This window comes from Paraburkholderia sp. BL18I3N2, from assembly GCF_003001875.1.
Taxonomy (GTDB): Bacteria; Pseudomonadota; Gammaproteobacteria; order Burkholderiales; family Burkholderiaceae; genus Paraburkholderia; species Paraburkholderia phytofirmans.
The window spans coordinates 18,085-32,129 of sequence record NZ_PVNC01000039.1 but is presented as its reverse complement, the minus strand read 5'-3'; the positions used below and the strand labels follow the sequence as shown (position 1 = coordinate 32,129).

Annotated in this window: 12 protein-coding genes and 1 pseudogene; 2 read left to right on the top strand and 11 right to left on the bottom strand. The window is 53.0% G+C overall.

The window, feature by feature from the left end; genetic code table 11:
- Positions 1–101: 101 nt before the first annotated feature.
- A complete protein-coding gene (locus B0G75_RS40425; RefSeq protein WP_146142603.1) occupies positions 102–473 on the top strand; it encodes a hypothetical protein in 372 nt (123 codons plus the stop codon).
- A gap of 126 nt (positions 474–599) precedes the next feature.
- On the opposite strand, the gene B0G75_RS39000 is transcribed toward B0G75_RS40425, so the two are convergent.
- From B0G75_RS39000 to B0G75_RS38945, 10 genes and pseudogenes are all read right to left on the bottom strand, one after another.
- Positions 600–1,226, bottom strand: a complete 627-nt coding sequence (locus B0G75_RS39000) for a tyrosine-type recombinase/integrase (protein WP_106314873.1) — start codon at positions 1,224–1,226, stop codon at positions 600–602.
- A 430-nt stretch (positions 1,227–1,656) separates the two neighbouring features.
- Positions 1,657–2,505 (bottom strand): glycosyltransferase family A protein, encoded by an 849-nt coding sequence (locus B0G75_RS38995; RefSeq protein WP_106314872.1) that lies wholly within the window; start codon positions 2,503–2,505, stop codon positions 1,657–1,659.
- Between the two features lie 125 nt (positions 2,506–2,630).
- Positions 2,631–3,593: a DUF6817 domain-containing protein gene (locus tag B0G75_RS40420; RefSeq protein ID WP_146142602.1), complete on the bottom strand. Its 963-nt coding sequence runs from the start codon at positions 3,591–3,593 to the stop codon at positions 2,631–2,633.
- Positions 3,577–4,422, bottom strand: coding sequence for a JmjC domain-containing protein (locus B0G75_RS38985; protein WP_146142601.1), 846 nt, complete (start codon positions 4,420–4,422; stop codon positions 3,577–3,579). Before B0G75_RS38985 ends, B0G75_RS40420 begins: the two co-directional genes overlap by 17 nt.
- Positions 4,423–4,532: 110 nt before the next feature.
- Positions 4,533–5,174, bottom strand: coding sequence for a hypothetical protein (locus tag B0G75_RS38980; RefSeq protein WP_106314869.1), 642 nt, complete (start codon positions 5,172–5,174; stop codon positions 4,533–4,535).
- Between the two features lie 108 nt (positions 5,175–5,282).
- The gene (locus B0G75_RS38975; protein ID WP_106314868.1) at positions 5,283–6,461 is read right to left on the bottom strand and encodes a hypothetical protein; all 1,179 of its coding nucleotides are present in this window, start codon (positions 6,459–6,461) and stop codon (positions 5,283–5,285) included.
- The gene (locus tag B0G75_RS38970; protein WP_106314867.1) at positions 6,445–7,761 is read right to left on the bottom strand and encodes a hypothetical protein; all 1,317 of its coding nucleotides are present in this window, start codon (positions 7,759–7,761) and stop codon (positions 6,445–6,447) included. The genes B0G75_RS38975 and B0G75_RS38970 overlap by 17 nt, the downstream gene beginning before the upstream one ends.
- Positions 7,762–7,968: 207 nt before the next feature.
- A pseudogene (locus tag B0G75_RS41780) lies at positions 7,969–8,079 on the bottom strand (DeoR/GlpR transcriptional regulator); the annotation flags it as partial.
- A gap of 430 nt (positions 8,080–8,509) precedes the next feature.
- Complete coding sequence (locus B0G75_RS38960; protein ID WP_106314866.1) at positions 8,510–9,253, bottom strand: SDR family NAD(P)-dependent oxidoreductase; 744 nt, start codon at positions 9,251–9,253, stop codon at positions 8,510–8,512.
- 1,669 nt (positions 9,254–10,922) lie between these two features.
- A complete protein-coding gene (locus B0G75_RS38945; RefSeq protein ID WP_146142600.1) occupies positions 10,923–11,507 on the bottom strand; it encodes a hypothetical protein in 585 nt (194 codons plus the stop codon).
- A gap of 450 nt (positions 11,508–11,957) precedes the next feature.
- Between B0G75_RS38945 and B0G75_RS38940 the strand changes: the two genes are divergently transcribed.
- Positions 11,958–13,367, top strand: coding sequence for a hypothetical protein (locus tag B0G75_RS38940; RefSeq protein WP_106314862.1), 1,410 nt, complete (start codon positions 11,958–11,960; stop codon positions 13,365–13,367).
- A 271-nt stretch (positions 13,368–13,638) separates the two neighbouring features.
- Here B0G75_RS38940 and B0G75_RS40980 read toward each other — a convergent pair whose 3' ends face one another.
- Positions 13,639–13,800 carry a hypothetical protein gene (locus B0G75_RS40980; RefSeq protein ID WP_181309446.1) on the bottom strand — a complete coding sequence of 54 codons (162 nt, stop codon included), beginning with the start codon at positions 13,798–13,800 and terminating at the stop codon, positions 13,639–13,641.
- Positions 13,801–14,045 lie beyond the last annotated feature (245 nt).

The following is a 14,045-nucleotide window of genomic DNA, read 5'->3' as shown; positions in this document are numbered from 1 at the left end:
CGCCACGCTGCCAGCGATAAAATCGGCAGCTTGATTGCCCCAACAATTCCACTTAAAAATCTCGGGACCCTGTCCGAACAAGCGGCGCCACCTCTAATCCAATGTTTGATCTCGTCGTTACAAACTCGACCGAAAGCGTCGCTGTAGTGCGTGGGCTCAATCTTGTCGTACTGGACATTTGGGCATATGGAGGTGGAGAAGGCGGAGGTACGTGGCTTCCCAAAGCGGCAATAAAAGTCTCGGGTACCTTCCGAATTAACCTTCCAGAAGACATATTTGGTATGGCAGACGAGGCTATCGGAATTGATGTGAACCCGCCGCTTGCGATAAACAACACACATCCGTTGCGCATCCAAGTGCTGGTCGTAAATCCGCGCCTCGAGCAATCATTCAATCTATATGCGCGTCTCGAACTTGTGACATCTGACGGACGCAAGTTTGATTCCCCTCCATTCGTTGTTTTCATCCCCTAATGAAAGTAGCCCCTGGCGGGTTGAGTGACCGATTCGTAGCTGAGCGGACGTCTGAATGTCCGAGCGATCCTGCGTACGAATGACTCTTCATGGCCGGCAAGCGTCCGCTCGCCGGCGAAGTATCAATCAGACTTCAGTTTGCTCAGCCATTTCCAGCGCGTCATCGACCTCGATCCCAAGGTATCGGACGGTACTTTCGAGCTTGGTATGGCCTAGCAAAAGCTGAACAGCGCGCAGATTCTTTGTCCGTCGATATATCAGCGACGCCTTGGTGCGGCGCATGGTGTGAGTGCCGTAAGCGGCGTCATCAAGCCCAATCGATGCAACCCATCGGTGAACGATGCGAGCATACTGCCGAGTCGACACATGAGGCGAGGCACTGATCCGGCTCGGAAACAGAAAGTCGACAGGTTTCAGCCCTCGCGCCGAGATCCATGCACCAACGCTCTGGCGTGTCAGTTCGGTGATTTCGAACTGCACCGGCCGTTGAGTCTTTTGCTGCATAACGCTCGCTCGCGAGAGCACGTGACCTCCCACGCAAACATCCTGAACCTGCAGTCGCGTTAGATCGCACGCCCGGAGCTTACTGTCGATCGCCAAGTTGAACATCGCCAGCTCCCGCACGTTGCACGACATCTGCAGTCTCGTTCGAATCGCCCAGATCTCTCGGAGTTTCAACGGCGGCTTCTGGCCGGTCAACCTCCCTTTATTCCACGGCACCCGACGAGCGCCGGAAGAATTAAGCGCTTCCATGACAATCTCCTTCTCGAAGAAAGGGAGATTGATTGTGCGCTTGGTACAGCGGTCGATCTTCGACCCATAGCCGCCGGTCGAACAGATGGGGCTTCAAAGGCAGGTATCAGGATGGAACGGTCGGCTCGCACTGCTACGGAGACGTCCAATCGTCGACCATAGCCGACCCGCGTGTACCGGCCACAACATATCAGCTCTGCGCACGCCGGTCGGCCTGTAAAGGCGCGACAAACGAATGGCTAACGAGTTGGCGCCTGTCTTAGGCGTCAGCAATGGTGCGACTCCAACGATAACGACGAACGCCATCGGAGCGAGATCGGCTACTGTCGAGGAAGCTTTTATTATAAGCCTTTAATATTCAGGGGCTGCGGATTCGAAAAGTCCGCGGGTAACGAGTGGATAGATTGGTCCTATACTTCAGTCGCTGCTTTTAACCCGAGAAAAGCGCGCGGTGTCTTGTAGACGTATATTCCAAGATGTTTGCGCGACGGTCGCTTTCCATTCCTGTAGAACGGCACTCCGTAAGTGACATTGTCCGTCGACGCTTAGCATACAAGGGGAGAGGAAGGTTGACTCCTCGTCGCCGGTGAGCGAGTCGAACTATGAAATCAGTATCCATGCCAAAAAAATCGAAATCTGAAAAACCACCGATATCGAGGTAAGCACTGCGCCGGATTAAGATCGTCGGATACAGCATGGCGTGACAAAGACCGTTTGCCAACGCTTCGTAGGGGTCTCTGGGAAAAACACCGAGCGTCGAGATCTTCTCGTCATACTCCTCAAAATTCCCAACAGCGGAGCCGACGACTTCAGCTTCGCCTTCAACCGCGCAATTTAATAACAGTTCAAGTCGATCAGGATGCGATATATCGTCCGAATCCATTATCAGTATATATTTGCTGTCCGCCATCCTTATTAGCGAGTCCATAATAAAAAAGGGTCCATTTCTTCCTCGAAAATGATGGATATCAACCAGATCATTTTGCGTCTCTTCCGACAAGCCGCTGGAATTATCTATGCCCACTAAAATTTTGGCGGGCAGCATATTCTGAGCGGCGATTGAAGAAAGGGCTTGAGAAAGATAAGGGTGGTCATTTCCGAAAGCCACACAACAGGTGACATCGGGCGCCACGCGAATTGCGCGAGCGGAGGAATTCGATAGTCGAAAGCGCAGCCAGTTTTCGATAGGTATTGAAAATCCGCGGACTGTAATCTGGCCGCAAACTTGTGTGGATGAGACCGTCGCCAATTCGTTTAACAATTCAATATTAATAGTCATATGTGTGGCTCCGCCTAACGGCTCGCATAACCCATGTTCAGTGCCCTAGCACCACCGTAGCGCCTCGCCATACCAAAAGGTGATCGTTCCCTGAACCTCCGCCGCGCCCCGTGTATTTGCAGTGTTCATAGATCGCATGTGGGTCCTCGCCCGACGATGAATTCCGGGAGCCTGCCTTCGTTTATTGATCCGATCACTTGATCGAGTAAGAAAGGCGCGTTCTCCGGTTTAATCCGGATTTCGACCCAAGACAAGGCCATCTCCCATTCCAGAGACGTCAGACGCTTATCCCATGCGGTTCCCCACGCACTAATCAATCGGCGAGCACGTGAAAAATTCAATTGAGCACCGTTCGAATCCAGATAATAACATTGTTGAATTGCCAAAAAGATCCTGAGCTCAGCGGAAAATGGGTTAAGAAGCGCCGCCTCTTTACACGCCTCTGACTCAATCGGGTTTTCGTCGGTCAAAAACGTGTGATAAGCGAGAATACTCATGTTTTCCTTTTCTTCTGTAAATTCGATATTTTTCGATTCCGCAGATAATTTCACGTCGAAATTAATATACCCGAAGGCAACGTTTTTAAAATACCATGCCATGAACGCTTTTGGCGATCCATTTGATTCGGCGCATTGCTCAATCCAATCTGCACAGGCTACTTGTAAAATACATAGGGCTTCATCTCGAGTTAGCGAAATAGGTTGATCGTCTAACCTCGATCTCAACACGAGTGACTGCCGATTTCCGAGTATTTCGCTCCAAATCGATTTCTTATAGGTGGCACAATAATGGTACACAAGCTGTTCTACATCTCCGCCTACACATGTCGCCACCCTTCGCCGGTTGGAAAGTGAGCAAAGAGAGTGGCAATAATGCTCAGTCGAGTAAATACTGTGCAGGAGTCCCGCCAGGCAGATGTTTTGTCCATACGCGTGCCGATTCAATATCTTCCAAGTGCCGCACAGATGATCCCAAAGAGACCCTAGAAAATGTGGGACCAATGCGGCATCCTCGATTAATGCTAGTGGTCGATCAAGAGTTGCGACTTCTGGGCCGGCCAGAATTCTCTGATCATCGCTGTGTCTCATATAGCTGCTCGGAGCAATGTCGAAGCGTCTCAAGTGCCTCTATCGCTAGGTTTATCGCGGTGTCCACGTCTGTTTTACTCTCGACAGATAGAGGAAGAAAGACTGCTTGCCGCGATCGAGGATGACATTCGGTGGCGTTCCTGACGTGACGGGCGATTCTCTCTGCAATACTGTCACCGATGTAGTCAAAGGCGAGGTTCAGTGAGAGAGAGTCGCTTCCCGCTTCCGCCCAGTGGATCGTTCCCGCCGGAAGACACAGGAGATCTCCGGGCTTGAGCTTGCATTGATTATGTCCAGCGTTTTCCACGAAAGTGAGATACCTCTGAGGTAGAGGAATCGGCGAACTGTCAAGCGGAAACTCACAAAATGGCGAGTTGGCGTAGAACCACTTCTTGGAACCTTCAATTTGCATAGTCGCAATCACCCGCGGATCATAATGTGGTGCAAAACCGGCCCCGGGCGGCGACAGATAAGCTCGAAATGACAGATGCCCTGTGAAGTTCAATTCTGCCTTGATCGCCTTCAGGAATTCACGAAGTGCAGCGTTCCCCCGCTCAACACCGGTGGCGCAGATCGTTCCGCCGGCGTCAAACATGTCTTTCGCATCGCCAGGTGAGATCCGCGCTTGTTTTAAACCGTCAAATACGACGCGGACGTTCTCGCATTCGATAAGGCATTCATAAAACTGCGATAAAGAAAACAGCCCCGACGTTCGGTCCGGATGCCCGCCCAAGTACAGTGGGCGCTTTCCAAAATATTGCGACCGAAATTCACGAGCGTCTAAGGGATAAAAGAATTTTTGAAAGACGTTTTCCATACCTTTTCTCACGGAAGCTCCATCGATCGCTGCGTGACCAGCATAATCCGCAAGGCAGTTTGATTTCAACGAGGGACGGCCCGGGGACGAATTTTTCCGTCGCGACCGCCGGGCCGCCCCAATCAGTCAGCCTCCGCTGCCGCCGTCCACAGGACGTTCGCCGCGTCCGCCGCCGCCATCCAGCGGACGTTCACCGCGTCCGCCACCGCCATCCAGCGGACGTTCGCCGCGTCCGCCACCACCATCCAGCGGACGTTCGCCGCGTCCCCCACCACCATCCAGCGGACGTTCACCGCGTCCCCCACCGCCATCCAGCGGACGTTCGCCGCGTCCGCCACCACCATCCAGCGGACGTTCACCGCGTCCGCCACCACCATCCAGCGGACGTTCACCGCGTCCCCCACCGCCATCCAGCGGACGTTCGCCGCGTCCGCCGCCGCCATCCAGCGGACGTTCGCCGCGTCCGCCGCCACCATCCAGCGGACGTTCACCGCGTCCGCCGCCACCATCCAGCGGACGTTCACCGCGTCCGCCACCGCCATCCAGCGGACGTTCGCCGCGTCCGCCGCCACCATCCAGCGGACGTTCACCGCGTCCGCCACCACCATCCAGCGGACGTTCACCGCGTCCGCCACCACCATCCAGCGGACGTTCGCCGCGTCCGCCACCGCCATCCAGCGGACGTTCACCGCGTCCGCCACCACCATCCAGCGGACGTTCACCGCGTCCGCCGCCGCCATCCAGCGGACGCTTGTCGCCTTCATCACTTTTGGCCATTTTTTCACCTCGGTTGTAGGTTGTTCTGTTGTTACCGACGTTCGTGCAGTTACTGCGCGCCGAAAGCTTCATCGTTGCGGTAGAGATGTCAGACGTCAGTTCGGTAGAAATAAATGAACGTGCTTATTTCGATTAATAGCTCTCGGTTTAACCCCCCCGAACACACGGAATAGTGCTTGCATGCTCCGACCGCGCACTGCTTCGTCAAAGTCGACTGCGTCGAATTCGTACTCATCGTTGTAGTCGAATAAGGAAATGTATTGCGCTGCAAAATAGCCAAATTGCTTTGTGGATAGATCCGAATGGGTTAAAGTTGCGAAATCTAAATCTATCCTCGTTAGGTCAATAAATCTAAAGTCAACGGGAAACGAAGAAGTCGGCAGGTAGACTTCCTGTGCGCTTTTCAGCGGCAGTGCCGACGCACCCCCTGCTTCCCCAAATATGCTCCACAACTCGCCCGCTAACGCGTGCATTGCTTCTATTCTCTGATGGGAGTTAAGGATCAGCGTGACCTCATTCCCCGAACCGCCCGCCAGCAGCCTTAAGTACGATATCCATGCCTTGATGAGACTGCGTTGAGATACACCAACTCGCCTTTCCTTCACCAACCATGGCGCAAGATCGCGGAGTAAACTTACGTCAATCCCTTCGAAACCCAAAAAAACGCCGTCGAAATATCCCTTTGCGAGCCACTCAAAGAATGAGTGGCCTTCTACAGCAAACTCGGCGCTCAATTTTTTTGTATCGCAGATACTATCTTGCTTAAACGGTGTGGTAAGACATCGAAACCGAACGGCGGGCCCGAGATCGTCCGATAGGTTTATAGTAGATAGCATCCAGTAGTCCATTGCGACGACCGCAGACACTTCACTCATAAGCAGTATGTATGCTAATTCGTCTACCGAATCTGACTCCTCGAACGCTCTCGGCTCGGTGCATTTTGGGAAGAATGGGAGTAGTGCGGAAATCGCCCAGATATGAATAAAATCATGCACTGCGAAAAAGACCTCATATAAGTACCAGTCGATTTCGACATCACCGATAGGATCAGTACAGCCGACAATAATCTTCTCGAGATACGAATTGCGCCCATAAAATATTTGGCGACCAAAGGGATTGAATCCATTAACTGATATCGGAGATATTTTTCTGTAATACCAATTCATATCAATAGGTCGCTGCACCAATGCCACAGCATCCTGCGTAAAAACAAACCTGACGATGGGAAATCTGTTGAATAAAAATTCACGGAGATCTTTAGCTGTAGTCGGCATGGCGACTTATCTCCGTCAGAGCCATAAATAAACCACTACTTTCCCAATCTATCTGCGGTTTATCTGAGTGGATATCTTCCCCCGACCTCAGACGAATTCCAACCTCCTCCAATAGCCGTCGGAACTGCGTGTCATTTCTTGCTTTGCGATCATACTTTATCGATCTGTAAATAAGAGAATACAAGTGACTGGCTAATTGGCCGCGTTCGAGAATATTTTGGGGATCGCGTATCGTTTTGAGTCTGGATGCGTTAATAAACGCTGCATCGATTCGACATCGCTGAGCTAGTTCGGTCGAGTTCATATGTGCGCCAGCGTTATCGAGGAATGGCAAGTCAGCCCATGCCTCGATCCCCGGGAGTCCAAGACTTATTGCTTGCAATATCCGACGCGGGTCAGTGACCAGCCAGCCGTCAGGATTAAACGAAGTGGTAAAGATTGGATCACATTCGAAAATCGTGTCTTCCGTTATCACTGATGATAGGAAGGCGTTCGGGTTGTAGCGGTGTAGGGCGCGTCCGATAGCATCATCCTCGCCACTTTTCTTGTCGAATTCGAACCCACCGCATGCGCAATAGGCCGCGAGAGAGAAAGCCATGCTGCAGCCTTCAAGCCAGATTCGATTCTCGAAATTGATATCGCCGTTTCGCGCGCAGCGTTGTATAGCTTTGATCAGTTCGTTGAATAGAAATAGTTCTGGCACGTGCTTTTGGTCGGGCACCGCGACCGGTTCAAGCCCCTTGTAACCGTAATTAACTTCGCCCGCGCACATCTTAAGATCAAGATCGGAAGCGAACATCCGAGCAAAGGAACTAAGATATTTTTGCGAAATAGCTCGGGTATCGACATCCATATTAACGATTATCGGGTGGTCAATTGACTTGGCGTAGGCAAGGATGCATGCAATGTCGCATAGCAGACCCCTAACGCGTCCCATTGTACTGGCGCTCGCAAAATACTTTGATATTATATAAATCGAGCTATACCCAAATCGATCGCGAGCGTTCCTAATTTCCCGTTCGGCCACGAGTTGCTTGTGTCTAAAGTTTTCTGCATTCGTTCTTTGCGAATCACCATTAAAGAAAATAATTATTGCTGCATTGCAGTTTTTTGCTTGGCCTGCAAGCAGGTCAAGAAAATTTCTTAGACACTCTTCATCACAATGCATGGGCACCAAAACGAACGTTGAGGCGCGAATATCGATTGCATTCGCAGCTTCAAAGATGAATAGGCGATCCTCTTCCGAAAGACGAAAAAAATGAGTTGCCATGAAGTCGGCGCAAGCAGACCGGAAATGCATGACCTACTCCTAAAAGATGGACCTTTCTCACTAGGACGGGTACGAGAACCTTCCAGAATCAATTCCGACAGCAACGATGTAGCCAATCAAAAAACCATCGCTGTACCCTGATGATTAAAGGAAAATTAATTCGATAGTCAAGACACATACTAGTCCTCGAGTGTGCGCTTCCAGACTGAAACATTTTCGCGATGGTGAGTTGTGGGTGATGGTGTCAAGGCCAAAGGTTGCATCTTCGATATTGGACAACTCGCCGCCCAGCAACGTCACGCGATCGTCGTTACGGCGGTCGAGCAGCAGCGCGATGCGCCATTCGTTGAGTTACCATTCGTCAGATAGTCGTCTGCATGCAGCAAACTGGCGTATCGGTGTCGCAGCGCACGCTGCTAGAACCGTTCTATCGACTATGTGAAGTAGTTGCCCACTCAACCAGACGTTGACCTAGTGTGTTCTCTGCAGCGCGAACAGCGAAACGGCGCAGGCAGGAAGTTAAGGCGTTTCACCCAATTCCCGGCGCATCGATCTCGAACTTCCTTAATCAAAGTGGACCGGTCATTGGAATGACGGAACTTAACGTTTAACGAACGGCGACTATTGGCCGCTTTGAGGCAATGCCACCTGCGATCTCCTCGCCGGAGACCGGCCATTGAGCGTGGACGGACGAGACCTTGGATATCCGGATTGGATGGCGACCTCGACCGGCGGCTCATGGCCGAGTTCGGAAACTCGAACCCAGAACATCGATTTGTTACGTGAGATTCAACCCACCATCCGATAGCAGAATTTCTCCAGTTAGATAGTCCGAAGCGACCAGCATCGCGACCGCCTGTGCAATATCTTCGGGACTAGCTGACCGCCGCATTGGGGCTCTTGTTTTCCAAACCTCCTGCGCCTGCGTCCAGTCTGCGGTCAATGGTGTATCCACTAGCCCGGGGGCAACAGCATTCACCCGGATATCGGGCGCAAGTGATAGCGCCAGCAGGCGAGTCATGTGGTTCAGTGCAGCCTTCGTGGCCGCATAAGGGATTGACGCGCCCTTTGGCCGGACGCCCGCGTGCGAGCTGATATTGATCACGCTACCCGGGCGGCCCCGTTGAGCGGCATCGCGTAATGCAGTTTCCGCTTCGGCTATCAAGCGAAACGGAGCAACCACATTGACTTCGTGCAGCTCCGACCACACAGTTGGCGTGGCCGCAGCCAAATCCGCATGTGGGATAACACGGCTGATTCCCGCATTGTTGACTAGAACGTCGAGTCGCCCCCACGCGGCGACAGCCGCGCGGATAAGCCGTACCCTGTCCGCATCGTCGGTTAAGTCGGCCTGTATGTAAATTGCCGAGCCGAGTTCACGAGCCAACGCTTGCCCTATTTCCACCGAGCTACGCGAATGCAAGACGACCGAGAAGCCATCGCTTGCGAGCCGCCGAGCGATGGCGGCACCAATGCCGGAAGTCGAGCCGGTGATAAGCGCGACAGGGGATGCAGTTTTCATGGTTGTGAAGGTCGATGAGGGCGCGATCTGGTGTTCGTTCGCCGATTGTCGACGATGTAGACGCCTATGTCGAACGTCTCAAATTGGCCGGACAGAGACCAAGCCGCTCTCGCGCTTGCCATGCGCGGCCCCTCACTCCATCGAGCCGATGGCGCACGTCCCGATATCGATAAAATCGGCCCGATCAGTTCTTCCGCTGCCGTTGACACATTTAATTTGCGCCGGCAAACGCTTGTCCTGCAAAGCCGAGCCGATGTCACCGTGCGTCGATACAGAGGATTGACACAAGCATTGTTGCAACGTTGACACCATCAATACGGTCTACGCTCGGATCGTCCGGAAACGCTGGACAACCGTGGAACGTCCCATGTGGTCCATCGCGGCAACGCCATTGAACTGGAAGATACGCCGAGCTTGATCAACAAGACGCCGGACCTGAAGGGCACGGGTGACCTGCCCCCGGCAAACAGGGCCAACATGTTTTACACCACACACTCTGGATAAAAGACTTCAACACTTAGCGAGACATCCACATGAGTCAATCGTGCGATGAAGCACGCCCAACACAAGGCGGATTGATCTTCGTGTGACAATGCGCCAGACAGAACGCCTACATCTACGCATGCCGTCCCCGTAAGGCTGCGTGAACGCACAACGGAGTAGAGCGCGCGATCAGGGGCAACCGCCCGGATTCGTGGCACTTCTGGACTGAGACGTTGCTATGCACCGACACCAACAACGCATCTACGTGCGCCCTACCATCAAGCCACCAACGACGATTCGGCGTCACTGGGATTCACGCATGTTAAGCAGCAGGTGATAGATAATGATTTCCTTGTGTCCCCGGTGCCGACGCTCGACGCCAAGCCACCGATGAGCGCTCGGCTGCCAAGTCAACACCTGTGCCTCACTTGAGAAAGCCGGTCGAGTGAAACCCACGTAGTCCATAGAGCCAACCAGCGTAACGTATCCATTGATCAGTGCCTGAAAGTCGACGACGTCGCAATATGCGACGACGAAAACAGGACTCAACGATTCGTTAAGGACCTAGAATTTTACTCGTGCAAGCGTTTGAACCGATATATCGAGTAGTGCTGCGCTGTCCCAGTGGGGACGGCGCCAAATAACATGCTCATGTGAACTTGAGCATGATCTTCGGCCATGAGATTGCCGCTCTCGTCCAGATATAGACTCGCCGTCGTATCTGTACTGTTCGGACCAAACTCCGATCGCGCTCCTGAACTTGCCCCGCCCCACACTATCTTTCCGCTCGGCCCAGTACAGACAAATCGGCCTTTGTCGGTCATCGACGAAATGTACTCAACAGGTTGCCCAGTCGTGAATTCAAGCTTGACTGCCGCAATGCGCTCGCTCCATGTAACGATTGCCAACTTTGGATATCTTGCGTTTTCCGCCGTCAGAACTTCCTGAGCATGCGAGTCGCCCTTAAACGGAAAAGCATAGTCGATGCGCAAACTCCGTTGTGCCTGCCGTGCAACGGCGTCCCCTTCGACGAGTGACCCGCGCCCCTCATATTTGCCGCTTATGTCTGGACAGGGCTGGGAAACATACGCGGAAGGATCAAGCGCACCGCCGCCGGCTCCCGGGTAAGTGGGAGGGGTACATCCGGCACCTGCACATATGGCCACGACGGCTGCAAGTGACCTTCTCATTTTCCCTCCTCTGCCTTGGTTTTCTGACCGTTGATGACTGACCAGTCAAGCCCATATTGGCCCAGTACTGTCGCAGCTGCAATCGGCGCAGCCAATGGAATGTCGATGTCGGTCTGAAACTCAAACGCGGCTCGTTGCAAGGATGTCATGCCTTCCACCAGATTTCCCAAGCGGTCGTAAGCTGTCAAGCTACCAAGAAAGTCGTGCGGACCTGCAAAAGACTCGAGCAATCTATCAGTGAAACCGCCGGCTACATAGGGAAGGCCGGCGATCGTACCGGGAAGTCCCTGAAAGCCCCCGGTCAAACCACCCGTTTTGTTCAGCGCTTCAGCCAGCGTATACAGCTTGCCCGTATCCGGGTTCGTCGTGGTCGCGTTGAACAACCAGCTTCCGTCGGGACTCTCCGAGACTGTACCGTACTTCAAGAGATCGTCCATGCTCACTCGTGTGCCTGCGAGCTTGAATTCATCTCCGTTGATCCCGGCGCTGGGGCCGGACTCATTCGAAATAACCCCTGAGGCTTCAGGGTCGTTAGCGTCAGCAAGACCTTTGAATTCCGTTGACGATTGCACCTGATCCACTCTCATCGCATTCCCTGCCCATTGAAGCGCTCCAGCGAGCAAACCAGAGGTCGCACCGCTCTCGCAGCCTCCACCAACCAGTTCGCCTGTTGCGCACCCAGCGGCCCCCGATGCCAGAAGTCTCGCCGCGTCATATGTGCTCCCGAAGCCACCAGCGACCCCGCCCGTGATTGCACCCGCGACGCCTGACAATGCCACCTTCCCAAGGTCAAGCGACCCTGTCAGTCCCACTTCCAGCAAACCGTCCACTTCTCTTCGATGACATGGGGCATAGGCGCTCTGTCTTCAAATGCTCCTTGGCTCGGCAACGACCTGAATCGGCGAGAGTTTTGCTATTCTAGTCATTCACCGTGGTCCCTCTTTTCCCGGTTTCCACGGGCTCGAGGGGCAGCCATACATGGCGTGTAATTAATGACATAGCCCGCACAGTTGTCCATCGAGAGATCGTGAATGATAAATACCCTCCAACAAGCCATCGCGAACATCCTGTTCAATAAGCTCATGGGGTACTTTGATGACTTGGAAGGCTTGAGTGCCGTGCAGAATTCCAAAGAATATTGGATTCTGACGGAACTGAGCAAGCTGCTGGATCAAGCCGAAATACCTGAAAATATACCGACCTGCGTCGACTACGATATCGTTATCGGGGCATGGAACACACTGCAGAGCGAAGTCAAGGCACTGAGTGCACGCAACGGAGCTCTCCTGAACATGTTGACAGAACGCTTCAAATTGAATACCTCAGATCTTTTCCTACTATTTGGAAGCCTTATCAATCACGACACGAAAATTATCCAAGAACTGGATGACGAAAAGAGAAAAGCCTTCAAGGAGTACATCAGTGAAGGTAACAAGATAATCCGGGAATTCAAAACTACCCTGCTTAGATACCAGACCGCCGACCTAGCGGATAATTTCTTCGATGAAAGTCATATCATTGACCAGAAAAACATTGACTATCAATCCATTGACCTGAACGGGACAGTCATCTACCTAGACCAGAATGCGGTTGCCCGCATCAAGGAGGATGCTCAGTGCACGCGCCAATGCTTGGCGGGGCAGGCGAGCAACCAGATGGCTTTCGTCTACAGCGCTTACCTAGTCGAAGACTCCATCAATATGAACCCCCTCTTCCTCACGGATTTTATTAGTTTTCTTTCGCTCCTTACGAGCAACCGCATGATTGCTTTCATCGACAGAGAGCCTCGTTTCGTCACTGAAGAAATCTACCAGACAGTAAATAGGGCTACGAAATATTCAAGGCTCACCAAGACTTTTGAGAAACATCGCTTCACCGAGGTTATCCAGCATTACCACGACTATCCTGAATTGAGAAAGGGAAAACAGCTTTATAACGAACTGATCAAGGGACCAGCTGATTTCTTCCGTCGAGTCTCCAAGGCCGATATTGCGGGCTTCGATCACGTCACGAGAAAATTTGCCGGTCGTCAACTGCTCCACGACTTTATCCAGACGGGCAGCATCCGGGCCACCTTTCCGCAGGAGAAAGGCGAGCTCATCGAGGACTTGCTAGATCTGCTCGACTTCGTCAACTTCGAGACTGAATCAGTCAAGCTTACCAACGCCGGGAAGATCTGCAGCAGTTATCGCGACAACAAACATCTGACACACGCTTGCATCGCGGACTACTTCATTACCGATGACAAAAGGCTGAGGGCTCGTGGCAACCTTATCTATTCGCTCATTGGTGTTCGCACCAAATTCATGGACTTTAAAGAATTTCGCGAACATCTGCCAGTGTTGCTTGACACGCAAGCCACCGGAAAAGCGGCAGTCAAACATGTAGACAGCAGCGCCACTCGTCACGCCGGATGCCTAGACCGGAACGCAAACCACTGAGAACCAGGCAGCGTGCTTGGAGACATCGAGCCGCAGCTATTTGAGTGTGCCGGCGTGCAATGCGTGAAGCTCGACCCTGTAAAAATTGTACCGAGCTGTCAGAGATCATGGAAATTCACTCGGTCACGCTGCTTAAGCTGACGACGGCACGCGTACCGTCAGTCACATCGATCATAAAGCGTACAACGCGTGCAGCAACCGTGGTGAGCGAAGCGTAGTGGCCTCTCGACGGAAAATGCCGTGTAATCGCGCCCCGAATGCGTCCAAAGCATCAGCCGGTCCGGTCGTATCCATCCGCATCGGGATGCAGGTCGATGCGGGCCGCACGATGAAATACTTCGCGCGCGTCAAGATGTTTGCTCGAAAAATCGTGAAGATGGAGCACCTCGAGACGATTGGTGGCGACGACACCGTCATCGATACCGTCAGACATTTTCCAACGCGGTCCTGACAAAGCCAGCCGGTGCCAAGACCACCACCAGAGAGACTGATCCCGGGTGGGATCACATTGGCCCCGCTTGGGCCCGTCATATTTGCGTCTCCCGATGTGGCCGTATCAGGTTATCCCCAAATCTGCCGCCAAAACAGCGGAACAGCATGAAATTGGCACCCGGTGAAGATGCAACCCGCAGGCTAATCTCATTTTTGCCGCTTCCCCTGCCGATGTCGTGATCTCGC

Coding starts and splice junctions, on each gene's coding strand:
- B0G75_RS38960 (WP_106314866.1), bottom strand. CDS start 9,253: ATGAAAACTGCATCCCCTGTCGCGCTTATCACCGGCTCGACTTCCGGC.
- B0G75_RS38980 (WP_106314869.1), bottom strand. CDS start 5,174: ATGAAGGCGACAAGCGTCCGCTGGATGGCGGCGGCGGACGCGGTGAAC.
- B0G75_RS38995 (WP_106314872.1), bottom strand. CDS start 2,505: ATGACTATTAATATTGAATTGTTAAACGAATTGGCGACGGTCTCATCC.
- B0G75_RS38970 (WP_106314867.1), bottom strand. CDS start 7,761: ATGCATTTCCGGTCTGCTTGCGCCGACTTCATGGCAACTCATTTTTTT.
- B0G75_RS38975 (WP_106314868.1), bottom strand. CDS start 6,461: ATGCCGACTACAGCTAAAGATCTCCGTGAATTTTTATTCAACAGATTT.
- B0G75_RS40425 (WP_146142603.1), top strand. CDS start 102: ATGTTTGATCTCGTCGTTACAAACTCGACCGAAAGCGTCGCTGTAGTG.
- B0G75_RS39000 (WP_106314873.1), bottom strand. CDS start 1,226: ATGGAAGCGCTTAATTCTTCCGGCGCTCGTCGGGTGCCGTGGAATAAA.
- B0G75_RS40980 (WP_181309446.1), bottom strand. CDS start 13,800: ATGTCTGACGGTATCGATGACGGTGTCGTCGCCACCAATCGTCTCGAG.
- B0G75_RS40420 (WP_146142602.1), bottom strand. CDS start 3,593: ATGAGACACAGCGATGATCAGAGAATTCTGGCCGGCCCAGAAGTCGCA.
- B0G75_RS38940 (WP_106314862.1), top strand. CDS start 11,958: ATGATAAATACCCTCCAACAAGCCATCGCGAACATCCTGTTCAATAAG.